Origin of the sequence: Mycobacterium sp. 20KCMC460 (assembly GCF_022179425.1) — a bacterium.
GTDB lineage: Bacteria > Actinomycetota > Actinomycetes > Mycobacteriales > Mycobacteriaceae > Mycobacterium > Mycobacterium kiyosense.
This window is the reverse complement of record NZ_AP025524.1, coordinates 1580262-1606254: the sequence shown is the minus strand read 5'-3', so window position 1 is coordinate 1606254 and position 25993 is coordinate 1580262. Positions and strand designations below refer to the sequence as shown.

At 68.7% G+C, this 25993-nt stretch carries 25 protein-coding genes and 1 pseudogene; 16 read left to right on the top strand and 10 right to left on the bottom strand.

From position 1 onward, the window contains the following. The first annotated feature begins 55 nt into the window (after positions 1–55). The gene (locus tag MKCMC460_RS07485; protein ID WP_236983856.1) at positions 56–835 is read left to right on the top strand and encodes a purine-nucleoside phosphorylase; all 780 of its coding nucleotides are present in this window, start codon (positions 56–58) and stop codon (positions 833–835) included. Then, the gene (locus tag MKCMC460_RS07480; protein ID WP_236981339.1) at positions 832–2409 is read left to right on the top strand and encodes a phospho-sugar mutase; all 1578 of its coding nucleotides are present in this window, start codon (positions 832–834) and stop codon (positions 2407–2409) included. Before MKCMC460_RS07485 ends, MKCMC460_RS07480 begins: the two co-directional genes overlap by 4 nt. Positions 2410–2413: 4 nt before the next feature. On the opposite strand, the gene upp is transcribed toward MKCMC460_RS07480, so the two are convergent. Next, positions 2414–3037, bottom strand: coding sequence for a uracil phosphoribosyltransferase (upp, locus tag MKCMC460_RS07475; RefSeq protein ID WP_236981338.1), 624 nt, complete (start codon positions 3035–3037; stop codon positions 2414–2416). Positions 3038–3130: 93 nt separating this feature from the next. Here upp and MKCMC460_RS07470 point away from each other — a divergent pair, with 93 nt between their 5' ends. The 4 genes from MKCMC460_RS07470 to MKCMC460_RS07455 all read left to right on the top strand — a co-directional run bounded on the left by MKCMC460_RS07470 (position 3131) and on the right by MKCMC460_RS07455 (position 6174). After that, positions 3131–3994 (top strand): alkaline phosphatase family protein, encoded by an 864-nt coding sequence (locus MKCMC460_RS07470; RefSeq protein WP_236981337.1) that lies wholly within the window; start codon positions 3131–3133, stop codon positions 3992–3994. 33 nt (positions 3995–4027) lie between these two features. Beyond that, entirely contained in the window at positions 4028–5368 is a 1341-nt protein-coding gene (locus tag MKCMC460_RS07465; RefSeq protein ID WP_236981336.1) for a primosomal protein, read from the top strand. A gap of 160 nt (positions 5369–5528) precedes the next feature. Beyond that, positions 5529–5759 carry a hypothetical protein gene (locus MKCMC460_RS07460; protein ID WP_236981335.1) on the top strand — a complete coding sequence of 77 codons (231 nt, stop codon included), beginning with the start codon at positions 5529–5531 and terminating at the stop codon, positions 5757–5759. 16 nt (positions 5760–5775) lie between these two features. After that, positions 5776–6174, top strand: a complete 399-nt coding sequence (locus MKCMC460_RS07455; protein ID WP_236981334.1) for a type II toxin-antitoxin system VapC family toxin — start codon at positions 5776–5778, stop codon at positions 6172–6174. A gap of 62 nt (positions 6175–6236) precedes the next feature. On the opposite strand, the gene MKCMC460_RS07450 is transcribed toward MKCMC460_RS07455, so the two are convergent. From MKCMC460_RS07450 to MKCMC460_RS07430, 5 genes are all read right to left on the bottom strand, one after another. Further along, positions 6237–7142 (bottom strand): alpha/beta fold hydrolase, encoded by a 906-nt coding sequence (locus MKCMC460_RS07450; RefSeq protein ID WP_236981333.1) that lies wholly within the window; start codon positions 7140–7142, stop codon positions 6237–6239. 302 nt (positions 7143–7444) lie between these two features. Further along, a complete protein-coding gene (locus tag MKCMC460_RS07445) occupies positions 7445–8527 on the bottom strand; it encodes an adenosine deaminase (protein WP_238305479.1) in 1083 nt (360 codons plus the stop codon). Continuing rightward, positions 8524–9825, bottom strand: a complete 1302-nt coding sequence (locus MKCMC460_RS07440) for a thymidine phosphorylase (protein ID WP_238305478.1) — start codon at positions 9823–9825, stop codon at positions 8524–8526. The genes MKCMC460_RS07445 and MKCMC460_RS07440 overlap by 4 nt, the downstream gene beginning before the upstream one ends. Beyond that, a complete protein-coding gene (locus MKCMC460_RS07435; RefSeq protein ID WP_238305476.1) occupies positions 9822–10886 on the bottom strand; it encodes a S9 family peptidase in 1065 nt (354 codons plus the stop codon). Before MKCMC460_RS07435 ends, MKCMC460_RS07440 begins: the two co-directional genes overlap by 4 nt. Beyond that, on the bottom strand, positions 10883–11281 hold the full coding sequence (locus MKCMC460_RS07430) for a cytidine deaminase (RefSeq protein ID WP_236981331.1): 399 nt from the start codon (positions 11279–11281) through the stop codon (positions 10883–10885). Before MKCMC460_RS07430 ends, MKCMC460_RS07435 begins: the two co-directional genes overlap by 4 nt. Positions 11282–11428: 147 nt before the next feature. Between MKCMC460_RS07430 and sdhC the strand changes: the two genes are divergently transcribed. From sdhC to MKCMC460_RS07405, 5 genes are all read left to right on the top strand, one after another. Continuing rightward, positions 11429–11860 carry a succinate dehydrogenase, cytochrome b556 subunit gene (sdhC, locus tag MKCMC460_RS07425; protein WP_255731143.1) on the top strand — a complete coding sequence of 144 codons (432 nt, stop codon included), beginning with the start codon at positions 11429–11431 and terminating at the stop codon, positions 11858–11860. After that, positions 11857–12324, top strand: coding sequence for a succinate dehydrogenase hydrophobic membrane anchor subunit (locus MKCMC460_RS07420; RefSeq protein ID WP_236981330.1), 468 nt, complete (start codon positions 11857–11859; stop codon positions 12322–12324). The genes sdhC and MKCMC460_RS07420 overlap by 4 nt, the downstream gene beginning before the upstream one ends. Positions 12325–12337: 13 nt before the next feature. Beyond that, positions 12338–14110 carry a succinate dehydrogenase flavoprotein subunit gene (gene sdhA / locus MKCMC460_RS07415; RefSeq protein ID WP_238305474.1) on the top strand — a complete coding sequence of 591 codons (1773 nt, stop codon included), beginning with the start codon at positions 12338–12340 and terminating at the stop codon, positions 14108–14110. After that, positions 14110–14913: a succinate dehydrogenase iron-sulfur subunit gene (locus MKCMC460_RS07410; RefSeq protein ID WP_236981328.1), complete on the top strand. Its 804-nt coding sequence runs from the start codon at positions 14110–14112 to the stop codon at positions 14911–14913. Before sdhA ends, MKCMC460_RS07410 begins: the two co-directional genes overlap by 1 nt. A gap of 164 nt (positions 14914–15077) precedes the next feature. Then, positions 15078–16787, top strand: a complete 1710-nt coding sequence (locus MKCMC460_RS07405) for a PE family protein (RefSeq protein ID WP_238305472.1) — start codon at positions 15078–15080, stop codon at positions 16785–16787. Positions 16788–16800: 13 nt separating this feature from the next. Here MKCMC460_RS07405 and MKCMC460_RS07400 read toward each other — a convergent pair whose 3' ends face one another. Then, positions 16801–17742, bottom strand: coding sequence for a helix-turn-helix transcriptional regulator (locus MKCMC460_RS07400; RefSeq protein ID WP_238305470.1), 942 nt, complete (start codon positions 17740–17742; stop codon positions 16801–16803). Positions 17743–17962: 220 nt separating this feature from the next. Here MKCMC460_RS07400 and MKCMC460_RS07395 point away from each other — a divergent pair, with 220 nt between their 5' ends. Next, positions 17963–18826, top strand: coding sequence for a hypothetical protein (locus MKCMC460_RS07395; RefSeq protein WP_238305468.1), 864 nt, complete (start codon positions 17963–17965; stop codon positions 18824–18826). Here the strand turns inward: MKCMC460_RS07395 and MKCMC460_RS07390 are convergent. After that, positions 18738–19283, bottom strand: coding sequence for a hypothetical protein (locus MKCMC460_RS07390; RefSeq protein WP_236981324.1), 546 nt, complete (start codon positions 19281–19283; stop codon positions 18738–18740). The two genes, MKCMC460_RS07395 and MKCMC460_RS07390, sit on opposite strands and share 89 nt — an antisense overlap. Positions 19284–19355: 72 nt before the next feature. Between MKCMC460_RS07390 and MKCMC460_RS07385 the strand changes: the two are divergent. The 4 genes and pseudogenes from MKCMC460_RS07385 to MKCMC460_RS07370 form a co-directional block, all read left to right on the top strand. Then, positions 19356–19964 (top strand): annotated as a pseudogene (locus MKCMC460_RS07385) (carboxymuconolactone decarboxylase family protein); the annotation flags it as partial. 21 nt (positions 19965–19985) lie between these two features. Then, a complete protein-coding gene (locus MKCMC460_RS07380) occupies positions 19986–20744 on the top strand; it encodes a helix-turn-helix transcriptional regulator (protein WP_236981323.1) in 759 nt (252 codons plus the stop codon). A gap of 79 nt (positions 20745–20823) precedes the next feature. After that, on the top strand, positions 20824–21885 hold the full coding sequence (locus tag MKCMC460_RS07375; RefSeq protein WP_236981322.1) for an alpha/beta hydrolase: 1062 nt from the start codon (positions 20824–20826) through the stop codon (positions 21883–21885). 77 nt (positions 21886–21962) lie between these two features. Beyond that, complete coding sequence (locus MKCMC460_RS07370; RefSeq protein WP_236981321.1) at positions 21963–23291, top strand: PE domain-containing protein; 1329 nt, start codon at positions 21963–21965, stop codon at positions 23289–23291. On the opposite strand, the gene MKCMC460_RS07365 is transcribed toward MKCMC460_RS07370, so the two are convergent. Both MKCMC460_RS07365 and MKCMC460_RS07360 read right to left on the bottom strand, forming a co-directional pair. Then, complete coding sequence (locus MKCMC460_RS07365; RefSeq protein WP_236981320.1) at positions 23275–24192, bottom strand: sigma-70 family RNA polymerase sigma factor; 918 nt, start codon at positions 24190–24192, stop codon at positions 23275–23277. The two genes, MKCMC460_RS07370 and MKCMC460_RS07365, sit on opposite strands and share 17 nt — an antisense overlap. 21 nt (positions 24193–24213) lie before the next feature. Further along, positions 24214–25926, bottom strand: a complete 1713-nt coding sequence (locus MKCMC460_RS07360; protein WP_238305467.1) for a PPE family protein — start codon at positions 25924–25926, stop codon at positions 24214–24216. Positions 25927–25993 lie beyond the last annotated feature (67 nt).

The following is a 25993-nucleotide window of genomic DNA, read 5'->3' as shown; positions in this document are numbered from 1 at the left end:
GCGCGACGAGCTAGGCTCGCGCGATGTGACCAGCGTGGCGCCCGACCCCGACGCGATGGCGGCGCGCGCGGCCCGCGTGATCGCCGAACGCACCAGCACCGGTAGGCACGACGTCGCCGTGGTGCTGGGGTCGGGATGGGCACCTGCCGTGGTCGCGCTGGGGTCCCCGACCGCCGTGTTGGCGCAGGCCGACGTCCCCGGGTTCGCGCCGCCCGCTGCGGCCGGGCACTCCGGTGAGCTGCTGTCGGTGCCGATCGGCGCGCACCGCGTCCTGGTGCTGGCCGGCCGTATCCACGCCTACGAGGGGCACGACTTGCAGCATGTGGTGCACCCGGTCCGGGCGGCGTGCGCGGCGGGGGCGCGGATCGTGGTGCTGACCAACGCCGCCGGCGGGCTGCGGGCGGACTTGCGGGTGGGTCAGCCGGTGCTGATCAGCGACCACTTGAACCTGACCGCGCGCTCGCCGCTGGTCGGCGCGCAGTTCGTCGATCTGACCGACGCGTACGCGCCGCGGCTGCGTGCGCTGGCCCGCGAGATCGACCCGGAGCTGGTCGAGGGCGTGTACGCCGCGCTGCCGGGGCCGCATTACGAGACGCCGGCCGAGATCCGGATGCTGCGGACGCTGGGCGCCGACCTGGTCGGCATGTCGACGGTGCACGAGACCATCGCCGCCCGCGCGGCCGGTGCGGAGGTGCTGGCGGTGTCGCTGGTGACGAACCTGGCCGCCGGTATCACCGGGCAGCCGCTGAGCCACGCCGAGGTGCTGGCCGCCGGCGCCGCGTCGGCCGCCGCGATGGGCTCGCTGCTGGCTGACGTGATCGCCCGGTTCCAGTGACGCCCGAAGACTGGATCGCCCACGACCCCGACCCCGCAACGGCCGCGGAGTTGGCCGCGCTGGGTCCCGACGAGCTTGCCGCCCGGTTCGCCCGGCCGCTGACCTTTGGTACCGCGGGGCTGCGCGGTCCGGTGCGTGGCGGCCCGGATGCGATGAACATCGCGGTGGTGTTGCGGGCCACCTGGGCGCTGGCGCAGGTGGTCGGTGCGGGCGCCGAAGGATCCAAGACGGTGATCGTGGGCCGCGATGCCCGGCACGGTTCGGCGGCGTTTGCCGTCGCGGCAGCAGAAGTGCTTGCTGCCCATGGGTTTTCGGTGTCCATGTTCCCCGATCCGGTGCCGACGCCGGTGGTCGCCTTCGCGGTGCGCGCCACCGGGGCGGCCGCCGGGATTCAGATCACGGCGTCGCACAATCCGGCGACCGACAACGGTTACAAGGTGTATCTGGACGGCGGCCTGCAGATCGTCTCCCCCACCGACCGACAGATCGAGGCCGCGATGAAATCCGCTCCTGCGGCCGACGAAATCCCGCGCAGCCCAGTCCAACCCGCCGACACAGACCTGGTGCAGCGTTACATCCAGCGCGCGGCCGCAGTGCGCCGCGGCACCGGCGCGCTAAGGGTGGCGTTGACGCCGATGCACGGGGTTGGTGGCACGGTGGCGGTGCAGACGCTGCGCCGGGCCGGATTCGGCGACGTGCGCACGGTCCCAACGCAATTCGCGCCGGACCCCGACTTCCCGACTGTCGACTTCCCGAACCCGGAGGAACCGGGGGCCACCGACGCGCTGCTCAGTTTGGCGGCCGACGTCGGCGCCGACATCGCGATCGCGCTGGACCCCGACGCCGACCGGTGCGCCGTCGGCATCCCCGACCGCACTGGCTGGCGGATGTTGTCCGGCGACGAAACCGGTTGGCTGCTGGGCGATTACATCCTGTCGCAGCCGTCATCGGGCAAGCGCACGGTCGCCAGCACCGTGGTGTCCTCCCGCATGCTCGCCGCGATCGCCGGCCAGCACGGCGCGACGCACGTCGAGACCCCGACCGGGTTCAAGTGGCTGGCCCGCGCCGACGCCCAGCACCCGGGCAGCCTGGTCTACGCCTACGAGGAGGCGATCGGGCACTGCGTCGACCCGGCCTCGGTGCGCGACAAGGACGGCATCAGCGCGGCGGTGTTGTGCTGCGACCTGGCGGCGTCGCTACGCCAGCGGGGCCGCACCATGAGCGACGCGCTCGACGACCTGGCCCGTCGTTTCGGCATGCACGAGGTCGCCGCGGTGTCGCGGCGAGTCACCGACACCGAGGAGGCCGCGGCGGTGATGCGCCGGCTGCGGCAGGCGCCGCCGGCCCGGCTGGCCGGCTTCGATGCCACCGTCACCGACACCGACGACGCCCTGATCTACACCGGCGGCGATCAGCACACCTGGGTCCGGGTCGTGGTGCGGCCGTCGGGTACCGAACCGAAACTCAAGTGCTACTTGGAGATTCGCTGCCAACCGTCCGAGGACCTGGATACCGCCCGGCGGCGCGCCCGGCAGCTGCGCGACCAGCTGAAAAGCGAGGTCCAGCAGTGGTGACGGGTCAGCGCGGCCCGAACTGGCGGTCGCCGGCGTCACCGAGTCCGGGCACGATGTAGGCGATCTCGTTGAGCCCGTCGTCGACGACCGCGGTGAACAATCGTGCGCCGGGCGCCGCCTCCCCCAACGCCGCGATGCCTTCCGGTGCCGACACCACGCACACCGCGGTGATGCGCGTGGCGCCGCGCTCCTGCAGCAGGCGCACGGTGTGCGTCATCGATCCCCCGGTCGCCAGCATCGGGTCCAGGATCAGCACCGGCTGCGTGGACAAGTCCTCGGGCAGCGACGCCAGATACGGGTTGGGCCGGTGGGTCTGTTCGTTGCGGGCCACCCCGACGAAACCGACCGCAGCCCCGGGCAATGCCGCCAGCGCCGCGTCGACCATGCCCAGCCCGGCGCGCAGCACCGGAACCAACAGCGGCAGCTCGGCCAGCCGCGCACCCGTCGTCTCGGCCAGGGGCGTCCGGATCGACATCGGCTCGGTGGGCGCGTCCCGGGTGGCCTCGTAGACCAGCATCAGCGTCAGCTCGCGCAGCGCGGCACGGAAGGTGGCGTTGTCGGTGCGTTCGTCGCGCAATACGGTCAGCCGGACCGCCGCCAGCGGGTGGTCAACGACATGCACCTCCACGGACAGTGACCTTATATAACAATCCGGTTCAGGCCTGCTGACACGCGTGATCGCTTCCCGTCGGCCGCTCCGGCCGAGCCATATACTCCCGGCATGCGGCGACTGAAATGGCCTCTGAGCAGGGCATTTTGTGCCATCGCCGCGGTGGGCGCGGTCCTGTTGCCCACCCCCCGGCCGGCCTTGGCGGCGGCCGCTTTGCCCACCTACGCCCACGTGGTCATCGTGATCGAGGAGAACCGCTCGCAGGCCAACATCATCGGCAATCAGGCGGCGCCGTTCATCAACGCGCTGGCCGCCGGCGGAGCGATGATGGCGCAATCATTCGCCGAGACCCATCCGAGTGAGCCCAACTATCTGGCGCTGTTCGCCGGCAGCACGTTCGGATTGAAGAAGGACAGCTGCCCGGTCGAGGTCGGCGCCCAACCGAACCTGGCCTCCGAACTGCTGACCGCCGGCCACACCTTCGGCGGCTACTCGGAGGACCTGCCGGCGGTCGGTTCGACGGTATGCAGCGCGGGCAAATATGCGCGCAAGCATGTGCCGTGGGTCAACTTCAGCAACGTGCCGCCGGGGGTGTCGGTGCCGTTCTCGGCGTTCCCGCAGCCGGCGAATTATGCGTCGCTGCCGACCGTGTCGTTCGTCATCCCGAACAACGACAACAACATGCACGACGGCTCGATCGCCCAGGGCGACGCCTGGCTGAACAGCCGGATGTCGGCGTACGCCAACTGGGCCAAGGCCAACAACAGTTTGCTGATCCTGACGTGGGACGAGGACGACGGCGGCCAGCGCAACCAGATCCCGACGGTGTTCTACGGCGCGCATATCCAGCCCGGCAGCTACAACGAGACCATCAGCCACTACAACGTGCTGGCCACGCTGGAGGAGATGTACGGGCTGCCCAAAACCGGTTTGGCGGCCAACGCGCCGCCCATCGCAACTATTTGGGGCGGATAAGCGCGGACGGGGCGGGTCGCTATTCTGTGCCGCATGGCTGCTGACCTCGTGCCCATCCGCCTGAGCCTGTCCGAGGGCGACCTCTACACGCTGTGGGCGCCGCGCTGGCGCGACTCCGGGGACGAGTGGGAGGCGTTCCTGGGCAAGGACGAAGACCTGTATGCGTTCGAGAACGTTGCGGACCTGGTTGCGTTCGTACGCAGCAACGACGACAACGACCTGACCGATCACCCGGCGTGGCGGGGCATCACCGAGGCGCACGCCCGCAAGTTCGAGCCGGCCGAGGACAAGCGGTTCGACTTGGTTGCCGTCGAGGAGTTGGTTGCCGACAAGCCGACCGAGGAGTCGGTGGCGGCGTTGGCCGGGGCGCTGGCGATCGTCTCGTCGATCGGCTCGGTGTGTGAGCTGCCGGCGATCTCGAAATTCTTCAACGGCAACCCGACGCTGGGCACGGTGTCCGGCGGGATCGACAACTTCACCGGCAAGGCGGGCCGCAAGCGCTGGGAGGCGATCGCCGAGGTGATCGCGCGCAGCTGGGACGACGTGCTCAAGGCCCTCGACGACGTCGTCAGCACCCCCGAGGTCGACGAGGAGCTGTCGGCGAAGGCCGCCGAGGAACTCGAGGAGGAGATCGAGGAACCCGAGGAACCCGAGGAGGAGGCGGCCGACGAGACGGCGGGCGAGGCTGCCGAGGAGGACGAACAGGCCGACGAAGCCGACGACACGGACGCCTCGGAAGACACGGACGACACGGACGACTCGGACGACGAGGAAGACGAGGAAGACGAGGGCCGCGCCGAGGGCGACACGGTGGTGTTGGGCAGCGACGAGGACTTCTGGGCGCAGGTGGGCATCGATCCGATCCGGATCATGACCAGTTCGGGCACCTTCTATACGCTGCGCTGCTATTTCGATGATCGTCCGATCTTCTTGGGCCGCAACGGCCGGATCAGCGTGTTCAGCTCCGAGCGGGCGCTGGCCCGTTACCTCGCCGACGAGCACGACCACGACCTGTCGGATTTGAGCACCTATGACGACATCCGCACCGCCGCTACCGACGGCTCGCTGAAGGTCGACATCACCGACGAGAACGTCTATGTGCTCAGCGGGCTGGCCGACGACTTCGCCGACGGCCCCGAGGCGGTGGACCGTGATCAGCTCGACCTGGCCGTCGAACTACTCCGCGACATCGGCGACTACTCCGAGGAAAGCACCGTCGACAAGGCACTGGAAACCAATAAGCCGCTGGGCAAGCTGATCGCCTACGTGCTGGAACCCGACTCCGTCAGCAAGCCCAACGGTCCGTATTCCGCCGCGGTGCGGGCGTGGGAGAAGCTGGAGGCGTTCGTCGAGAGCCGCCTGCGCCGGGAGTAGCTCGCACCGCGGGGGCGCTACCGTATCCGCACGTCCACAGCTGGGCCCACGCCGCCCATTCTCAGCCATGCCAGCGGCCGACGCGGCCAATCGCCTGGGGAGAAGGTCCGGTGAGAAGGCCACTGCATGCGCATGACATGCACATGTGTTAGGTTGGGCCATGGCCGTAGCGATTCAGATCAAAGACGTCCCCGAAGAAGTTCGCGACGCGCTGGCGGCCCGTGCCGAAGCGCGCGGCCAATCCACCCAAACGTATCTGCGATCACTGTTGGAGCGGGAGTACCAAGCTCAACGCAACCGGCAGCTCTTGGAGGCGTTGGCTGGTCATCGCAGCCTCACGATGACCGCCGAAGAAGTGGCGACCGTCATCCGCGCCGACCGCGACGGGTGAATTTGATCCTGTGATCGTGGTGGACGCAGGCGTGCTGGTGTTGGCGCTCACGAGCGGCGCTCCCCAAGGCGACACGGCACGCACAGCTTTGAACGACGACGACGGCTGGCTCGCGCCCGCCCACATGCCGGGCGAGGTACTACGCACTCTGCACAAAGCCGTATTGCGCAAACAATTGCAACCCGAGGACGCCGAGGCCGCCGCCGACGCCATCACCGCACTCGCCATCGAATACGTGCTTCCTGATGCACTGCTCCTGCGCACCGCCTGGGCCTGGCGGCACAACATCTCGATCTACGACGCCCTGTACGTCGCTGTCGCCGCCGAACGCTCCGCCGCCGTGATCACCGTCGACAGCCGCTTGGCCAGTGCCACTGATCAACTCGGTATACCAGTCGCGATCACTCTGCTCTAGATCTGCCGAAGACGGCAGGTAGACAACTCGCCAGAGGTTAGATTCCCGACTTGCGTCCAACTTTAAATGTTATCGGCCTGGATCCCCTTACATGCCGCCAGGATGTCGTCCCAGGCTTCAATGGCAAAGTGCCCCTTGCCAATTCCCCATTGGAAGTCAACGCCGGGAATGCTGCGCGCCAGGTATTCGCCGATGACGCGCGGGATGAACGTGTCACGGTCGCCCTGAAAGATATGAGTGGGCACCGCGACCTGCTCGACCCCGAATCCCCACGGGCGGTATTCGAGGAATGTTTCGTGCGCACCGCCGCGACCGCCCTGCCGGAACGCCTCGAGCTGGATGGCGCGGAAGTGCCGCAGGAAAACCTCGCCACCTACATGGTGCGGGTCGGTTTCGGGCAACGACGTCGTCACAGCGCGGCTGAAGCACCCGGGCGCAAATCGGGCACCCCAGCCCAGCGGAACGTAGGCCGCGTGGAACGGCCACGACCCGAGCCGCGCCAGCCGCTCGTAGAGCCGGTCGGTGGCGCTGAGGCCACGCATAATCTGCGGCGTCACCAATGGACCCCACGGTCCGAGTGCGCCAATGAATTTCAGCCGCAACCCCGCGATAAGTGCGCCGCAGGCGAACAGATGCGGGCCGGCCCCCGAGTGCCCGACCGCGCCGAACTCCGTCAGTCCCAGCGCGTCGGCCAGTGCACACACATCGGCAGGCCAGTCCAGGAACCGGCGCCGCGGCTGAAACGTAGAGCGTCCGAACCCGGGCCGGTCGACCGCAATCAGCCGGAACCCGTGCCGTCGCGCCGCCCCGTCGGCGAACACACCCTCCAACCGGCAGCTCGGGGTGCCGTGGAAGTAGAAGGCCGGATAGCCGCCGGGGTCACCCCATTCTTGGTAAGCCAGCGTGCGGCCGTCGGGCAGTTGGAAGAGTCCGGCGTCGTCGTCCCGAACACACTCCGGCAGCTGCATGGGTCCACGCTAGTAGCAGGACCTCCGCCCGTGACGCAGGCCAATGCAGACAAAGCCACGGGAGCCAGAATAAAAGTACCGCCAAGCCAGAGCAGGAAAAACGCGTCGAACAAGATCCCGAAAGACGCTGCCGAAGGGGCCAGTGAGCGGGCCACCGAGCACGTCGGCGATGGACGGCCCCGCGGGTGCTATCGCGCAGCTGGGGATAGCTGCATCCAGATGTGCCGCGTCGAGCGCCGACGCGATAGCCGCCAATTCCGTTGTGGAGGCCTCCAGCAATCGCGGCGACACGCGCAGACGCGCTACCCGATCAACACCGCGTACCGCGGCTTGATCACCTCGTCGATGATGGCCAGCCGCTCGTCGAACGCGATGAACGCCGACTTCATCGCGTTGATGGTGAACCGCTCCAGGTCGCTCCACCCGTAGCCGAACGCCTCGACCAGCCGGTACATCTCCATGCTCATCGTGGTGTCGCTCATCAGCCGGTTGTCGGTGTTGACGGTGACCCGGAAGCGCGTGCGCGCCAACAGATCGAACGGGTGCTCGGCGATGCTGGACACCGCGCCAGTCTGCACGTTGGAGCTCGGGCACATTTCGAACGGAATTCGCTTGTCCCGCAACAGCGATGCCAGCCGGCCAAGTTTGACCCGCCCATCGTCGGCGACCTCGATATCGTCGACGATGCGCACCCCGTGACCCAGCCGGTCGGCGCCGCAGAACGCGATCGCCTCGTGGATGGACGGCAACCCGAACGCCTCGCCGGCGTGAATGGTGAAGCGCGCGTTGTTCTCTCGCATGTATTCGAACGCGTCGAGATGCCGGGTCGGCGGGTAGCCGGCCTCGGCGCCGGCGATGTCGAACCCGACCACGCCTTTGTCCCGGAACCGGATCGCCAGTTCGGCGATCTCGCGCGACATGGCGGCATGTCGCATCGCAGTCACCAGGCAGCGCACTTTGATCGCGTGACCGTCTGCCGCACAAGCCTTTTCACCGGCGGCGAACCCCGCGAGCACCGCGTCCACCACCTCGTCGAACGACAGCCCGCGGTTGATGTGCAGCTCGGGGGCGAACCGGACTTCGGCGTACACCACCGAATCGGCGGCCAGGTCCTCCACACACTCGTGTGCCACCCGGAACAGCGCGTCGGGCGTCTGCATCACGGCCACGGTGTGCGAGAACGGTTCGAGATAGCGCTCCAGCGACCCGCTGTGCGACCGGGTGCGAAACCAGGTCGCCAGCGCCTCGACGTCGGTGGCCGGCAGCTCGTCGTAGCCGACTTCCGCGGCGATTTCGAGCACCGTGGCCGGGCGCAGCCCGCCGTCGAGGTGGTCGTGCAGCAACGCCTTGGGCGCTTGCTTGATCTGTTCCAGGCTCAGAGTCATGGCGTGATCCGATCGATGATCAGCGGCCGGGGCGCGGGCGGCTGGTCGGCCGGGGCCAGCCGGTAGGCACCGTCCAGCTCGGCCAGTGCCGGGCCGAAGCGTTCCGGGGTGTCGGTGTAGAGCGTGAACAGCGTCTCACCGGCGGCCACCGGCTCGCCGGGTCGGCGATGGATCCGCACGCCGGCGCCGTGCTGCACCCGCGCACCCGGTCGGGATCTGCCCGCACCGAGCCGCCACGCCGTCAGCCCCACTGCCATCGCGTCGATGTCGCTCATTGTGCCGCTTGAAGTGGCCGTCACGGTTTCCGAACACTCACCAATTGGCAAAGGTTTCGCCAAATCGCCGCCCTGGACGGCGACCAGCCGCCGGAACCGGTCCATCGCGGTGCCGTCCCGCAACGTCTGCCGGGGATCACGGCCGGCGAGCCCGGCCAGCTCGAGCATCTCGGCGGCCAGCCGCACCGTCAGTTCCACCACGTCCGGCGGCCCGCCGCCGGCCAGCACCTCCAGCGACTCCGCCACCTCCAGCGAGTTGCCGACGGCCCGCCCCAGTGGGCAGTCCATGTCGGTGAGCAGGGCGCGGGTGGGCACCCCGTGCGCGGTGCCCAGGTCGACCATGGTGTGGGCCAGCGAACGGGCCTGGTCTTCGGTTTTCAGGAAGGCCCCCGACCCCACCTTCACGTCCAGCACCAGCGCGCCCGCCCCTTCGGCCAGCTTCTTGCTCATGATCGAACTGGCGATCAGCGGCAGCGATTCGACCGTGCCGGTGACGTCACGCAGCGCGTAGAGCTTGGCGTCGGCGGGGGCGAGTTCGCCGGCGGCGAAGATGGCGGCCCCGATGTCCCGGAGCTGCTCACGTACGCGCGTGTTGGACAGCTCGGCAGTGAATCCGGGGATCGATTCCAGTTTGTCCAGGGTGCCGCCGGTGTGGCCCAGCCCGCGCCCGGAGGCCTGGGGCACCACACCCCCACATGCCATCACGACTGGCACCAGCGGCAGGGTGATCTTGTCGCCGACCCCGCCGGTGGAATGCTTGTCCACCGTCGGCAGACCCAGGTCGGTGAAGTCCATCCGGGGCCCCGACGCCAGCATCGCCGCCGTCCAGCGGGCGATCTCGCCGCGGTCCATGCCGCGCAGCAGGATCGCCATCAGCAACGCCGACATCTGCTCGGGGGCCACCCGGCCGTCGGTGTAGGCGGCGATCACCCAGTCGATCGCCGCGTCGGACAGCCGGCCGCCGTCCCGCTTGGTCCGGATCACCGTGGGCGCGTCGAAAGCGTCGAGAGCCGGGCCGGTCACAGGTTGCCTTTGACGAAGGACGCCAGCGCGGCGGTGAGCTGGGCGGAGAACGGCAGCGGTCGGATGTAGTTTTCCGGTGATCTGCTGGCGTCCTCCTTGAGGACGTGGTTCACCCCGGTCAGGTGCACGAAGTCGGTTTTGGTGCCGGCGCTGGTCAGGCCGGCGACCAGGCGGTCGACGTCGTCGCAGGTCACTTGGGTGTCTGCGTCGCTGCAACTGACCAGCACCGGCATCCCGCGGGGCAGCTTGGCGGCGGCCTGGGCGGGATCGACGGCATCTTCCTGCTGCAGTACCCGCGCGTTGGCGGCGTTGATGATCGGCTTCAGCGCCGCCGGTTCGTCCGGCGGGACCTGACCGGTGGCCCGGAAATCCCGGATGGCCTTGTCGAAAGCCGCGGTGTACTCGGCGGCTTGGGGGGCGGTCAGCTTTCCGGCCGTGACGGCCGCGTCCGCCTGGGCATGCAGTTGCTCGAGTACGTGGTCCAGGACGCGACGACTCTGCGGCTCCAGCAGCCCCACGGCCCGCACCGGGGTGACCGTGCCCGGCGCGGCCGCTGCCAACAGGGCGTACAGGGCGCCTTCGCTGTGGCCGATCACCATGAGCCGGTTCTTGTCGACGCCGGACCGGCCGGCCAGAAAGCTCAGGGCGGCGGCCACCTCATCCTGGAACACCGCCATGTCGAGTTTGCCGGGGTCCGCCGCGTACGGGCCGACGCCGGTCTGGCCGGTGCCGAGTTTGTCGTAGCGCAGGCTGGCCACGCCGTTGTCGGAGAGTGCCCGAGCCAGGTTTCGCAACGTGTCGATCTGGCCGGGTATGACCGCGGAGTTGCCGTCCCGGTCGGTCGGCCCGCTGCCGGCGATCAGCAGCGCCGCCGGCGCCGCCGGTTGCTGCCCGGCGGGGTGACGGAAGGTGCCGTACACCGTCATCGCACCCACCTGGAATGTGACGGACTCCTCCGACCACGCCGGCGACGCGGTCGGTGCCGTCGCCGAAGGTGAGCCGCATCCGGCCAGACCGAGGACGGTTACGACGAGAACGGCTGCCAGCGCGTTGCCGCTCACGACAAGTTCCGGCGCAGGTCGGGTTGGAACGCTTCGGGCAGCAGGTCGCCCAGTCGCCGCGGGCCGTCGGCGTGGTCGACCAGCATCTCGGGTCCGCCGTGTTCGAACAGCACCTGGCGGCAGCGCCCGCACGGCATCAGCGGCGCACCGTCGCCGTCGACACAAGCCAGCGCCAGCAACCGACCGCCACCGCCTGCGTGCAGGGCACACACCACCGCGCATTCGGCGCAGAGACCAAGGCCATATGAGACATTCTCCACATTGCATCCGGCCACGACGCGGCCGTCGTCCACCAGCGCGGCAGCCCCTACCCGAAACCCGGAATACGGCGCATAGGCCCGCGCAGAAGCTTTGATTGCATTGTCCCGCAGCACATTCCAATCAAGCTCTGCCAACTTGTCACCCCGATCGCGCACGCGCCGAATCAACCGGAATCACCCTAACCTCCGCCGCAACACGTCAGCTGCATCGCATCGCTTTCCTACCGCCGGCAACGTCGGCCGAGCTAAGCTCGGGTGCCCGGCAGAAGGGGGAGAACCCAGGTGAGTACGCAAACCGAGGCCGCGGAACCGGTCACCCCCGGATCCCCGCGCAAACGGCGGCCGCCGCGCACCCTGTACCGGGGCGACCCCGGCATGTGGGCGTGGCTGCTGCACCGCATCAGCGGGGCCACGATCTTCTTCTTCCTGTTCGTCCACGTGCTGGATGCGGCGGTGCTACGGGTCAGCCCGCAGGCCTACAACCAAGTCCTGGCGACGTACAAGACTCCGATCGTCAGCCTTATGGAGTACGGCCTGGTGGCCGCCGTGCTGTTCCACGCGCTCAACGGGATCCGCATCATCCTGATCGACTTCTGGTCCGAAGGCCCGCGCCATCAGCGGACGATGCTGTGGGTGGTCGCGGTGGCGTTCCTGATACCCCTGGTGATGGCCGGAGTGGTGATCGGCATCCACGTTTCGGAGCAGCTGCGATGAGCGCTCCGGACCTTCAGCTCGGCCCCGGTCAGATAGCTCCGGTCCGGCAACGCAGCTACGACCGGCCGGCCAGCCTGGACAACCCCCGCTCCCCGCGCCGCCGCGCCGGCATCCCGAACTTCGAGAAGTTCGCCTGGCTGTTCATGCGGTTCTCCGGCATCGTGCTGGTGTTCCTGGCGATCGGACACCTGTTCATCATGCTGATGTGGGACGGCGGCGTCTTCCGCCTCGACTTCAACTTCGTCGCGCAACGCTGGGCCTCACCGTTCTGGCAAGTCTGGGACCTGTTGCTGCTGTGGCTGGCACAACTGCACGGCGGCAACGGAATCCGCAACATCATCGATGACTACAGCCGCAAGAACATCACCCGGTTCTGGCTCAACACGCTGCTGACGGCGTCGATGGTGTTCACCTTGATGCTCGGGACGTACGTGTTGATGACCTTCAACCCGAACATCTCGTGAGAGGCGCGAATCCGTGATCGAACAACACCGATACGACGTGGTGATCGTCGGCGCCGGCGGCGCCGGCATGCGCGCCGCGGTCGAGGCGGGTCCCCGCGTCCGCACCGCGGTGTTGACCAAGCTGTACCCGACGCGCAGCCACACCGGCGCGGCCCAGGGCGGCATGTGCGCCGCGCTGGCCAACGTCGAGGACGACAACTGGGAATGGCACACCTTCGACACCGTCAAGGGCGGCGACTACCTCGCCGACCAGGACGCGGTGGAGATCATGTGCAAAGAGGCCATCGACGCCGTGCTCGATCTGGAGAAGATGGGGATGCCGTTCAACCGCACCCCCGAGGGCCGCATCGACCAGCGCCGCTTCGGCGGGCACACCCGCGATCACGGCAAGGCCCCGGTGCGCCGGGCCTGCTACGCCGCCGACCGCACCGGCCACATGATCCTGCAGACGCTCTACCAGAACTGCGTCAAGCACGACGTGCAGTTCTTCAACGAGTTCTATGCCCTGGACCTGGTGCTGACCGAGACCCCGACCGGCCCGGTAGCCACCGGGGTGGTGGCCTACGAGTTGGCCACCGGGGTGATCCACGTCTTCCACGCCAAGGCGATCGTGCTGGCCACCGGCGGCTCCGGCCGCATGTACAAGACCACCTCCAACGCGCACACGTTGACCGGCGACGGCATCGGCATCGTGTTTCGTAAGGGACTTCCGTTGGAGGACATGGAGTTTCATCAGTTCCACCCGACCGGGTTGGCCGGCCTGGGCATCCTGATCTCCGAGGCGGTGCGCGGCGAGGGCGGCCGGTTGCTCAACGCCGACGGGGAACGGTTCATGGAGCGCTACGCGCCGACCATCGTGGACCTGGCACCCCGCGACATCGTCGCGCGCTCGATGGTTCTCGAGGTATTGGAGGGCCGCGGCGCGGGCCCCAACAAGGACTACGTCTACATCGACGTGCGGCACCTCGGCGAGGACGTGCTGGAGGCCAAGCTGCCCGACATCACCGAGTTCGCCCGCACCTACCTGGGCGTGGATCCGGTGCACGAGCTGGTCCCGGTGTACCCGACTTGTCACTACGTGATGGGCGGCATCCCGACCACGGTCACCGGACAAGTGTTGCGGGACAACACCAATACCGTGCCCGGCCTGTTCGCGGCCGGTGAGTGCGCGTGCGTGTCGGTGCACGGCGCCAACCGGTTGGGCACCAACTCGCTGCTGGACATCAACGTCTTCGGCCGCCGCGCCGGCCTGGCCGCGGCCGCCTATGCGCGCGGCAACGACTTCTCCGACATGCCACCGGAGCCGGCGGCGATGGTGCAGCGCTGGGTCGCCGACATCCTCTCCGAGCACGGCAACGAACGCGTCGCCGACATCCGCACCGCGCTGCAGCAGACGATGGACAACAACGCCGCGGTGTTCCGCACCGAGGAGACCCTCAAGCAGGCGCTCACCGACATCCACGCCCTCAAACAGCGCTACTCCCGAATCACCGTGCACGACAAGGGGAAACGTTTCAACAGCGATCTGCTGGAGGCCATCGAGCTGGGCTTCCTGCTGGAGCTGGCCGAGGTCACCGTGGTGGGTGCGCTCAATCGTAAGGAGTCCCGCGGCGGTCACGCCCGCGAGGACTACCCCAACCGCGACGACGTCAACTTCATGCGCCACACGATGGCCTATAAGGAAATTGGGGTCGACAAGGAGGGCACCGATTTGCTCAGTGACATCCGGCTGGACTTCAAACCCGTCGTGCAGACTCGCTACGAGCCCAAAGAGCGGAAGTACTGATGAGTTCGGAAACCACCGCCGAAACCGAGGTTCAGACACTCGAGCCGCCGCTGCCCCCGGTTCCCGACGGCGCGGTGATGGTGACCCTGAAGATCGCCCGCTTCAACCCCGACGACCCGGACAAGTTCGCGGCCACCGGCGGCTGGCAGAGCTTCCGGGTGCCGTGCCTGCCGAGCGACCGGCTGCTGAACCTGCTGCTCTACGTGAAGGGCTACCTGGACGGGACGCTGACCTTCCGCCGCTCCTGCGCCCACGGCGTGTGCGGCTCCGACGCGATGCGGATCAACGGGGTAAACCGGCTGGCCTGCAAGGTGCTGATGCGCGACCTGCTGCCCCACAAGCCGGGCAAGAAACTCACCGTCACGGTCGAACCGATCCGCGGGCTGCCGGTGGAGAAGGACCTGGTGGTCGACATGGAACCGTTCTTCGACGCATACCGGGCCATCAAGCCGTACCTGATCACCAGCGGCAACCCGCCGACGCGCGAACGGATTCAGAGCCCGACCGATCGTGCCCGCTACGACGACACCACCAAGTGCATCCTGTGCGCGTGCTGCACCACCAGCTGCCCGGTGTTCTGGAACCAGGGCAGCTACTTCGGCCCGGCGGCGATCGTCAACGCGCACCGCTTCATCTTCGACAGCCGCGATGAGGCGGCCGCCGAACGCCTCGACATTCTCAACGAGGTCGACGGGGTGTGGCGCTGCCGCACCACGTTCAACTGCACCGACGCCTGTCCGCGCGGCATCGAGGTGACCAAGGCGATCCAAGAGGTCAAGCGCGCGACGATGTTCTCCCGTTAGCCGGGCGCGGCGACCTCGTTTGAGCCGCCCAGCGAAAGCAATAGTTCGGATAGCGAACGAAGCGAGTCGTCGCCAATCGTGTTGGGAATCGGCCTGATTAGTTGCCGGTAGCGAAGCTGCGGTTAGCGCTGCGCACTCAATAGTCGGGATGGCGGGAAGCACAGATGGCTTTTGTGACAGTGGCGGCGGCCGCGTTGGACACCGCGACCAGCGATGTAGCCGCGATCGGCAATGCGCTCGGTTCGGCCAGTGCCGCGGCCGCCAACCCCACGACAGGGGTGTTGGCCGCAGCCGAAGACGAGGTGTCGGCGTTGATCGCATCGTTCTTCTCCGGCCATGGGCAGCAATTTCAGACCCTCAGCTCGCAGGTGGCGGCCTTCAACGATCAGTTCGTCGCGGCGCTGCAGGCCGCCTCGGCGTCCTACGCCACGGCCGAAGCGACCGGGGTGGTAGCGCTGCAGAGTTTCGCGGCCGATCCGGTGCAAGGCTTGCTCAACGTGATCAACGCCCCCACCGAGGCATTGCTATACCGGCCGTTGATCGGCAACGGCGCCAACGGTACCCCCGGCACCGGGCAAGCCGGGCAAGCCGGTGGGATCCTGCTCGGCAACGGCGGCAACGGCGGCTCCGGTGGCGCGGGCCAAAATGGCGGAGCCGGCGGCGCCGCAGGGCTTTTCGGCGCGGGTGGGGCGGGTGGGGCGGGCGGGGCGGGCGGAACCGGCGGCAACGGCGGAACCGGCGGGGCCGGCGGGCTCATCTGGGGAACCGGCGGCACCGGCGGCGACGGCGGGGCCGGCTTCACCGTGACCGGCAACGGCGGAACCGGCGGCGCGGGCGGCCTGTTCGGCAACGGCGGAACCGGCGGCAACGGCGCGATAAATCCCTACGGCGGCACCGGCGGCGGAACTGGCGGAACTGGCGGCGCCGGCGGCGTGTTCGGCGCCGGTGGTGCCGGCGGCAACGGTGCGCCCGACCCCGGCGGCTTCGGTGGCGGAGCCGGCGGGGTCGGCGGCGCCGGCGGGATCTTCGGCCCCGGTGGTCACGGCGGCAACGGCGGTACCAACCCGGGCGGTTTCGCCGCGGGTGCCGGCGGTAACGGTGGTAACGGTGGGCTTTTCGGCGCCGGCGGCGCCGGCGGCAACGGTGCAGACAATTTGGTTGATGGCAGCGGCTCCGGTGGGGCCGGCGGACATGGGGGCACCGGCGGATTGCTTGCCGGCGATGGCGGCGCAGGTGGCGCGGGCGGCGCGTTCACGTACGCCGGTGGTGGCACCGGCGGCGGGGGCGATGGCGGCGCCGGTGGCAACGCCGGGCTGCTCTCCGGCGCGACCGGCGGCGCCGGGGGCGGCGCCGGCGATAGTCCCTTCGGCTCCGCCGTCAGTATCGGTGGGGCAGGCGGCAACGGCGGCATGTTCGGCACCGGTGGGGCCGGCGGGTCCGGCGGCTCGTTCGCGCTTAACAACGGCGGCAACGGCGGCAACGGCGGCTGGCTGATGGGCACCGGCGGGGCCGGAGGCGCCGGCGCCGTATACGGCCCGGGGCTCGGTGGTAACGGCGGCAATGGCGGCAACGGAGGGTGGTTGATCGGCGACGGCGGCACGGGCGGGTCAGGCGGCGGGGCTGCCCACGGTGGTGCCGGCGGCGATGCCGGCCTGATCGGCAACGGCGGCAACGGCGGCGGCGGCGGGTTGAATCTCCCCTCCGGCGGCGACGGCGGGCCGGGCGGCAACGCCAAGCTGATCGGCAACGGCGGCAACGGCGGCAACGGCGGAGACGGCCTGTTGGGTTATAACGGTGGCTCCGGCGGCACTGGCGGAACGGCGGGCACACTGCTCGGCGTCCACGGCCTGAGCGGGCAAGACGGTTCGCCGTGACCCGCGAGTCTGCCTAACCGCGCAGCGTGCGATGCGGCTCCTGGCCGTATTGCGCTCGGTAATGAGAAGCGAACCTGCCCACGTGAGCAAAGCCCCAGCGGTGAGCGATCTGCCCGACGGACGAAGTCGTGGGGTCGCTGTCCTGCAAATCCTGGTGGGCACGGTGCAGTCGCACACGGCGCAGGTAGTCCATCGGAGTGCAGTCCATGTGCCGCCGAAACATATATTGCACAGACCGCGGAGAGACATAGAGGGCAGCCGCAATGTCATTGACCGTGATATCGAGCTGAGCATTCTCCTCGACAAAGGCCATCGCGCGACGTAGCCGGGTTGATTTGGCTGCGTCGATGCGATCTGCGCAATTCGGTTCGGCGACAGCGTTGTTGGGGAACGCGGCAAGCACAGTGGCGGCCAGATGCGAGATCGCGGTGGCGGCGACCAATTCTGATTCGCGGGCCTCGGCATCGATAAGCACACCTCGCAGATAATCGATCAGCGAACTCAGTCGTCGTCCCGCGGCGCGAGATACCAGCTGTCGTCCCGTCAGCCGCACGGTGGCGTCGGAACTGACGGGGTCGGTCGCGGCCACCTTGCTCAACTCGGCTGTGTCGAACATGGTCACGTCAAAGGTGGCATACATACGTCCCGAGGACGGCAATTCCCCGCTGGAAATACAGATTGAGTCCTTGGCTGTCAAGAACGTAGTCGCGTCGCCGGTGGTGTGTGTCTCGATAAAACCGGCATGCGCGCGAGTTATACAGACCTTGTTCAGCGGATCGAGCTCGTAATGCAGCTCGGTGTGAATGTCGAGGTCGCTGAAACTCAAGGCGCCCAACCAACGGCGCTGCGCACGAGTGGGTGCCGGTTTGCCGGGACATTCGAGACGAACGCGCGTGTAGGCACGGCTGAGAAACGCTTCGGCACATCGTAGGTCGGTGGTTTCGAAATCAAACATCTCGCACGTCCATCCCTGCTCGGCATGGCGCGGCTACAGATATCAATGGTCCTCACCGTATATCTTGTGACCCTATTCAGTAGTTATCGTAAAGCCGAAACCGACTGTGCGCCTAGCGGCGTCAGCTCGACGACCCATGGTGCACGCAATGTCGAGGCGGCGGTCCCTCGATGCGGTCAACCCGCAGCGGCGTGAACCTCGAAAGTGCTTAGCTGCAAGCATGCAACGCACACCCGAACTCGCCCGGCAGTTCTACGACAGATTCGAGCCCATCCACGCCGTGACGTACTTCGCGCCCGAGGCGCGCGAAGCGCTGGACGGCCTGGGCTTCCGCGGCTTCTTCTCCGGCTACTTCGCCGCCCGCTCGGCTCCGCTGGGGCAGGTAGCGCCGGAGGTGGTGACCGCGGTGTTTTACAACTTCGCCCACGCGCGGGTCGCCAGGGCGCTGCCCGCGGCGTGGGAGCTCGCCGCGCCGGAGGTCGTGCTGCGCGCCCGGCAGGACTCCGCGGTGGCGGCATTGCGCCGCTGCGGGCTGGCCGACGACAACGAAAATGTCCGCACTGCCGCACAATTGGCGATCCGCGCGGCGCGGCACACCCCATTGGGCGCCCGGCCGCTGTTCGCGGCGAACATGGCACTGCCGGTGCCCACCGGGCCGGTCGCAGCATTGTGGCACGCGGCGACGCTGTTGCGGGAGCACCGCGGCGACGGACACATCGCGGCGCTGGCGGCCGCGGGCATCTCGGGGCGCGAATCGAATGTGCTGCACACCGCGGCCGGCCCGATACCGGCGGAGTACATGAAACGCGCCCGCCACTACGACGACCAAGAGTGGGAAGCGTGCCGGCGCAGCCTGGCGGCCCGCGGCCTGCTCGGCGACGACGGCACCCTGACAGCCGACGGCCGCCGCTTCAAGGACCAGATCGAAAACCTCACCGACACTTTGGCTTTGCACGTGTTCGACGGTTTGGACGACGACGAACTGCAGGTGTTGTTCAGTGCGCTGACACCGCTGGCGCGACAGGTGATCGGCGGCGGCGACCTGCCCGCCACCACGCCCATGAGCATCCGCCTCGATTTCTAGCCCGGTACGTGGCGTCGGGAGCCAGGGCTCCGCCGCGGTAGGCCGTCATCAACCCGTCGACCACGGCACGCCACACGATGTCGTCCACGCACAGGCGGCTGGCGGTCAGCACCAACCGGTCGCGAGCGCCGGGCAGCAATGACACCGCGAACAGCCGGCCGGTGCGCTTGTCGTAGCCGGCGCGCTGGCGCGCGATCACCTCGGTCACCGTGGTGCCCGGCGGCTCGACTGCCCAGCTCCAGGCGCCGCCCGGCCTGGACAGCCAGTGGTCGTGGCTCGGTTCGAACACCGCGCCCAGGGTGGGGTTGGCCTCGAAGACCGCCTCCACCGCGGCGCAGATGCCGGGCTGGTCGAGCCGCGCGTCGGCGACCAGCACCTCCTCGTGCGCTTGCTCCTCGAGGTCGTTGACCATCGGAATCGCGGTGTAAGTCCAGTAAGACGACGTCGGCTGTGCCACCCATCCAGAGTCCGGGGCGCTCCTGTAAGGATTCTTGGCGAATTCTTGGGGTCCTGAATGTCTACCCGGCTGTCACGAACCGGCGGCCCGTCTCGTCTGATGGTCATGACTGAGAAACCCCGTATCGAGGCCCTGCCCCCCAAGCGTGCCGGACTGCTGGCGCGCACCATGTACCGGATCGCCAAACGACGCTTCGGCGAGGTCCCCGAACCGTTCACGGTGGCCGCGCACCACCCGCGGCTGCTGGTCGCCAACGCCGTGCACGAGACCCTGTTGCAGAGCGCGTCGCGCACACTGCCCCCCAGCGTCCGGGAGCTGGCGGTGTTCTGGACCGCACGCACCATCGGCTGCTCGTGGTGTGTGGATTTCGGATCGATGTTGCAACGCCTGGACGGCCTGGACGTGGATCGACTCCGAGACATCGACGACTACGCGACGTCGTCCCTGTTCAGCGCAGACGAGCGCGCCGCCATCGCGTACGCCGACGCCATGACCACCGACCCGCACTCGGTGACCGACGAACAGGTCGACGATCTGCGCGCCCGGTTCGGCGAGGCCGGTGTGATCGAGCTGACCTACCAGATCGGCATCGAGAACATGCGCGCCCGGATGTACTCGGCGCTGGGCATCACCGAGCAGGGCTTCAGCTCCGGAGACTCCTGCCGGGTGCCCTGGGGCTGACCCCGGAGTTAGGGTGTCGGAGTGCAGGTGAGGGACCTGGGCACCGGACGGCTCATGGTTTCCGGCGAGTTCTCCGATCTCGCCGTGCACCACCACCCCGCGGTTCAGGTCACCCTCGGCCGCACCGGGCCGCTGACCATCACAACGGACGGCGTCGCGTCACACCGGTGCCGGTTGGCCGTGGTCGGCAGCGGCGCGCGGCACGCGGTGCGCTCGGAGGCAGGGTCCGGGGCGGTGACGGTGTACTTCGGACTGCAGACCCCGCAGGGCGCTGAGTTGAACGAGTTGAGCCGCACCCTCGGCCGGCCGCGCGGCATCTGGCTGGTCCCGGACGGGGTCGAACTCGCCACGGCGACAATCGGTTTGGCGACGCACGCCGATCCGCGGGCAGCGACGGACTTCCTGGTCGCGGAGTTGTGCCGCCGCGCGGAACCGGACGGGCGGATGCCGTCGGTGCATCCGCAACTCCGGCAGGCGATCGAAGTCGTCGCGAATCGGGTGCCCGACCACGTCGACGTCGCCTCGGTCGCGGGTGCGGTCGCGTTGTCGCCCGACTACCTCGGCCGGTTGTGCCGACAACAGGCCGGTGTGTCGCTGTCCGCGGCGATCCGCTGGCAGCGGCTCGTCACCGCAGTGACCCAGTTGGCCGACGGCGTATCGGTCACCGACGCCGCCCACCGGGCCGGGTTCGCCGACGGATCGCACGCCACCCGGGTGTGCCGGGAGATGACCGGGGCGGCTCCCCGCGACTTCGCGCAGGCGATCCGGGCCGCGATCTGACGGATCCGTCCAAGCGCGCACGCCGCGACCGAATGACGCTGGAAGGCATCACCGATCACCGACTGAGGAGATGTCTGCCATGCCTGCCACACCGCCAGCGGTCCGCGCGAAATCCGCGATCGTGCACGCCCTGTTCGCTCTACCCCGGCCGGCACGCCGCTTGCTGGCCGGTCCGCCCGTGCGCATCGACGGCCAACAGCAGGCGCTCGACGCGCAGTTGGCCCTCCGGCTGAAGAACTTGTCCGGTTCGGACGTCTTCGCCGACTCGGTGGCAACAGCCCGCGCGGTCTACGAGGAGCTGCCGCAGCTCGTCGGGTACCGCTCGAGGGTGCCGGTGACGGTCCGGGAGGTGAACATTCCGGCCGGGGACGCCGACATACCCGCCAGCCTGTACACCCCCGCCGGCCTGCCCGATCCGTCCGGGCTGCTGGTGTACTTCCACGGCGGCGGATTCACGGTCGGTTCGCGGGCCAGCCACGACCCGGTCGCCCGCTTCCTGGCCGACCGCGCCGGAATGCTGGTGCTGTCGGTCGAGTACCGGCGCGCGCCCGAGCACCGCTTCCCCACCGCGGCGCAGGATGCGCTGTGCGCGTTCGAATACGCCGCCGGTCACGCCGAGCAGCTCGGCGCCGATCCCCAGCGCATCGCCGTCGGCGGCGACAGCGCGGGCGGCAACCTGGCCGCGGTGACAGCGCAGCAGGCGGTGCGCAACGGCGGTGCGGTACCGGCGTTTCAGCTGCTGGTGTATCCGCCGACGGACCTCAGCAGCCGCCGCCCGTCGCGCGACCTGTTCGCCCACGGCTTCACCTTCACCGAGGAGAACCTGCAGTGGACGCTGGCCCACTACCTGCCGCCGGGCACCGACCTGCGCGATCCGCGGCTGTCCCCGCTGCACGGCGACGTCACCGGGCTGCCGCCGGCATACGTCGCCACCGCCGGCTTCGACCCATTGCGCGACGAGGGCGAGGAATACGCCGAAAAGCTCCGTGCCGCAGCGGTTCCGGTGACCCTGTCCCGGCAGGCCGACCTGCCGCACGGCTACCTGAATTTCGTCGGGCTCGGCGGCCGATTCGCCGAAGCCGCCGCGGAAGCTGCGCAGGCACTGCGCCTCGGCCTCACCGTGCCCGTTTCAGCGCGGTGACCTGATAAAGCCGCCCTATCCGCAACCAAGCGGGTGCTGCCCCGTCTACCATCGGCGTACCGAGATGGGAGCCGCCGATGTCGTCGTATGTGATCGCAGCACCTGAGGCTATCGCGGCGGCGGCGGCCGAACTGACCGAGATCAGGACGGCGATCAACGAGGCAGCAGCGGCAGCCGCGCCGTCCACGACGGGGATCGTCTCGGCTGCCGCCGATGAGGTCTCGGATGCGATCGCACGCTTCTTCGGCAGCTACGGCCAAGAACTGCAGGCGCTGACCGCGCAGACGACACAGTTCCAGAGCCAGTTCGAGCGGGCGCTGGGCGAGGCCGGGGCCGCGTACGCGGCCGCCGAGGCCGCGAATGTGGCGCCGCTGCTGAACCGCTATGTCGCCACGGCGGGCGCGCTGTTCAACTGGGCCACCAACGCGGTCGGCCTGGGCGGTGTGCTGAACGTCCCCACCACGGTGGACGGGGTCAGGATCGGATTCTCCTTCCTGCAGATTCCGCTCGGGGAGGCATCGCTGCTGGGCCTCCCGCTCGGCCCGATCAGCTACCCGGCGCCCGCCTTCTGGTACTTCCCGACGCAGGCCAACGGTGCGGTGACCGCCAACGGCACCGTCTATTTGCAACACGGTTTCGGTGCCGTCGGCTGGCTGTACCAACCGCTGGCCTTGGAGCTGGCTCAGCAGACCAACAGCGTCGTGGTGACGCCGACCATCCCGTTTATTCAGTTGCCGTTCGGCATCTGGCTCAACAGCCCGGAAATGCAGCAGGGCGTGGCGTCGTTGTTCCTGGGACCGCAGACGGCGTTGAACGTCAGCGCACACCAGGCCGGGCTGCTGGGCACGCTGCCGCAGGACTTCATCCTGTCCGGGCACTCCGCCGGTGGCGGTCTGGCCACCATCGCCGCCGGCAACTACCTCGCCGATCTGGGCGCAGCGCCCAGCCACCTTGAGGGCGTGGTGACCTTCGACGGGGTGGCCAGCAACTCCGCGGCATTCGGGGCGGCGATCGCCAACCTGCAGGCCGCTCACGTGCCCGTCTACGTGGTGGCCGCGCCGCCGCAGGCCTGGAATGCCTCCGGTGCCACCACCAATCAGCTGACCAGTCTGTACTCGGGGCAGTTTGTCGGAGCCGAGATCGTGGGCGGCTCGCACGTCGACTCCATGCTCGGCAACGGCCCGGTCATCGACCTGGTGCTGCAGTTGGTCACCGGCTTCTCCCCACCCGGGGCCACTTCGGCGGTGTACACCCTGTCGACGGGCTGGATCAACGACATCTGGCACGGTTACAGCCCGACCAACCCGGTTTACGGCGTCTACGGTCCCCCCACCGGAGGCTATGTCGCTCCGGGCGGCCAAACCATCTACCTCGGGCCGACCACCGCAATCATCCTGCCGACGTGAACCGCAGCGGCGAGCCGGTGAACTTGTCCGGGTTGGCGATATCCCACAGGGCGACCACCTTTCCGTCGCGCACCGTCATCGCGGTGATCCGCGGGGCCATGTCCCGGCCGCCGTCGGCACCGGTGAATCCGGTTGTGTAGGAACCTAATTCGCCGTTGACCAACGCCAACTGGCTGGCCGTGTAGAAGGCCGGTCCGTAGCGCTGGGCCAGGCCAAGCATGAAGCGGACCACCTTGTCGGCACCGCGGATGACCTGAATTGCCGTGGGCGCCTTGCCATTCGAGTCGCCGGTGAAGGTGACGTCGGGGTGCAGCAGCGAGACCACGGTGTCGATGTCGCCGGCGGCCATCGCGGCCATCAGCCGGCCGACCACCTCGGCGTGGCCGGGGTCGGGCTCCGGCGGCGGCGATGCGGCGACGGCCTTGCGGGCCCGCGACGCCAGCTGCCGGGCGGACGCCACGCTGACGCCCAGGATGTCGGCCACGTCGGCGAACGGCACCGCAAACCCGTCGTGCAGCACGAACGCCACCCGCTGGTCGGGACTGAGCCGTTCCAGCACCACCATCGCCGCGAATCGGGCGTCCTCGTTGGCCACCACCGCCGACAACGGGTCGCCAGCAGAGTCCGAGAATCCGGTGACCACCGGTTCGGGCAGCCAGTTACCGGTGTACGCCTCGCGCCGGTGTGCCGCCGAGCGCAACCGGTCCAGGCCCAGCCGGCTCACCACCGTCGTCAGCCACGCGCGCAGGTCGTGGATCGGGCCGTCCTGCGTGTTCCACCTCAGCCAAGCGTCCTGGACGATGTCTTCGGCGTCGGCCACCGTCCCCGTCAGCCGGTAGGCGACCGCCATCAGGTGTGGCCGCAACGCCTCGAATTCCGAGATCTGTTGGGTCGCCGCCATATTTCGACCCTAACGCGCGACCTAGGGGTCCTCCGGTTCCCAGGTGCCGGGCAGCATCGGAATCGTCGGCCCGTCCCCGAAGTCGTCGGACAGTGTGGCCAGGCCCGCCGGGTCGGCGGTCGGGGCGCCGACGGTCCCGCTGAACCCGAGCGGCCCGGCCCCGCGACCGGAAGCCGCGGTCGGTTCGGGCGGCGGCGTCCAGTCCGGCGTCACGTCGACGTTCATGTCCATGTATTCGTTGGCCTCGCCGCGCAGCTTCGACCTTTGCCGCCGCCGGGCCCGCGCCGCCTCGCGGGCGGCCGCCGTGGCACCGGCGGCAGCCGAATCCGGTTCCGGCGCTTTGCGTTGCGCTCGGGCGCTGGCGCTCGAGCTCATCGCCGAGCCGGAGCCGATCCGGGGACCACCGACCACGTAGGGCGGCGTGAAGCCGATCGGGCCGGGCGCTGCGGGCGCAGGCGGTGGTGCCGGCGCGGCGGGTGCCGGCGGTCCTGGCGGCGTGGGCGACGGTGGTGGGGCCCCGGCCACCCCGGCGGCCGGCGCGGTGAACGTCGAGCTCACCCCGACGACCGGGGTCAGGTCGGGAACCACCGCCGGTGCCGGCACCGGCGCCACTGCGGGTGCGGGCAGCGCCGCGAGCCCGGCCAGGCCGGCCAGTCCGCCCACAGATGCCAGCGGGGCGGCCGCGACGGGCACTGCCGCGGCCAGCGCGGCGGGCTGGCTGGTCAACGTGAAGACTTCGGCGAGGTGGGTGGGCCAGTCGAACAGTTCCAGGCTCACCAGGTATTGCACGGCCAGCACCGGGTTGGTCTGCAGATAGACGAAGAACTGCTGGAAGTCCTCACTGACCTCCAGCGACCGAGCCACCCAGAAGGCAGCCACGGTGGGGTCGGTGTAGTCGTCGTATTCCAGCCCGTTGAGCGTGCCTTCCGCGGGGTTCCAGGTGTAGCCGAAGCGCTGCAGGATGTTGGCGATCACGTTGTCCAGCCCGTTGACCACGGTCGGGTCGTGCGCAACGGTGTCGTTGCCGATGCCGAACTGCTCCAAGAATGCGTCCAGCTGCGGATTGTTCACCAGGTTCTCGAATTGGGTGAACGGGTTGAGCTGCGGGTTGCTCATGAACGTCTGGTATTCCTGCAGCAGGTTCTGCCAGAACTGCTCGATGCCCTGCAGTGGGTTCGAGGACTCGGCGGAATCGGTCTTGACGATCTGCGGGGCGGCCGGGGTCTGCGGCGCCGATGCCACCGCCGCGTCGGACACGCCTTGGTAGACGCTCATGGTGGTGGCGGCTTGGACCCACATCCGCGCGTAGTCGGCCTCGTTGAGCGCGATGGGAATGGTATTGATGCCGAAGAAGTTGGTGGCCACCAGCGCCCCGTGGATCACGTGGTTGGCGGCCAGTTCGGGCAGCGTCGGCATGGCCGCCAACGCGGCGGTGTAGCCGGCAGCGGCGGTGGTCAGTCCGGCCGCGGCGGCGGCGCTGTTCGCGCCCGCCTGCTCCAACCACGCCAGGAAGGGCGCATGCGCGGCCACGTATGCCGCGACGCTCGGGCCCTCCCAGGCCGCGCCCTGCACGTCGGCCAACACCGCGATCAGTTCGTTGGCCACCGCGGTGTATTCGGCGCTGATCAGGCTCCACGCGTCGGCCGCCGCCAGCAACGACGCCGGCCCCGGCCCGCTGCTCAGCAACGCTGAGTGCAGCTCCGGTGGTGACGCCATCCAAATCGGGGCCGTCATCGCGCCAACCCCCCCACAATTGCGATCGTATGAATTCGCTATGAGGTTATTGACAATGATTGTCATT

Excerpts from the sequence above, each read along its gene's own strand:
- MKCMC460_RS07485 (WP_236983856.1), top strand. The coding sequence starts at position 56 with ATGGCGGCGCGCGCGGCCCGCGTGATCGCCGAACGCACCAGCACCGGT.
- MKCMC460_RS07470 (WP_236981337.1), top strand. The coding sequence starts at position 3,131 with ATGCGGCGACTGAAATGGCCTCTGAGCAGGGCATTTTGTGCCATCGCC.
- MKCMC460_RS07465 (WP_236981336.1), top strand. The coding sequence starts at position 4,028 with ATGGCTGCTGACCTCGTGCCCATCCGCCTGAGCCTGTCCGAGGGCGAC.
- MKCMC460_RS07460 (WP_236981335.1), top strand. The coding sequence starts at position 5,529 with ATGGCCGTAGCGATTCAGATCAAAGACGTCCCCGAAGAAGTTCGCGAC.
- MKCMC460_RS07450 (WP_236981333.1), bottom strand. The coding sequence starts at position 7,142 with ATGCAGCTGCCGGAGTGTGTTCGGGACGACGACGCCGGACTCTTCCAA.
- MKCMC460_RS07445 (WP_238305479.1), bottom strand. The coding sequence starts at position 8,527 with ATGACTCTGAGCCTGGAACAGATCAAGCAAGCGCCCAAGGCGTTGCTG.
- MKCMC460_RS07420 (WP_236981330.1), top strand. The coding sequence starts at position 11,857 with ATGAGCGCTCCGGACCTTCAGCTCGGCCCCGGTCAGATAGCTCCGGTC.
- MKCMC460_RS07410 (WP_236981328.1), top strand. The coding sequence starts at position 14,110 with ATGAGTTCGGAAACCACCGCCGAAACCGAGGTTCAGACACTCGAGCCG.
- MKCMC460_RS07405 (WP_238305472.1), top strand. The coding sequence starts at position 15,078 with ATGGCTTTTGTGACAGTGGCGGCGGCCGCGTTGGACACCGCGACCAGC.
- MKCMC460_RS07400 (WP_238305470.1), bottom strand. The coding sequence starts at position 17,742 with ATGTTTGATTTCGAAACCACCGACCTACGATGTGCCGAAGCGTTTCTC.
- MKCMC460_RS07395 (WP_238305468.1), top strand. The coding sequence starts at position 17,963 with ATGCAACGCACACCCGAACTCGCCCGGCAGTTCTACGACAGATTCGAG.
- MKCMC460_RS07375 (WP_236981322.1), top strand. The coding sequence starts at position 20,824 with ATGCCTGCCACACCGCCAGCGGTCCGCGCGAAATCCGCGATCGTGCAC.
- MKCMC460_RS07370 (WP_236981321.1), top strand. The coding sequence starts at position 21,963 with ATGTCGTCGTATGTGATCGCAGCACCTGAGGCTATCGCGGCGGCGGCG.
- MKCMC460_RS07365 (WP_236981320.1), bottom strand. The coding sequence starts at position 24,192 with ATGGCGGCGACCCAACAGATCTCGGAATTCGAGGCGTTGCGGCCACAC.
- MKCMC460_RS07360 (WP_238305467.1), bottom strand. The coding sequence starts at position 25,926 with ATGACGGCCCCGATTTGGATGGCGTCACCACCGGAGCTGCACTCAGCG.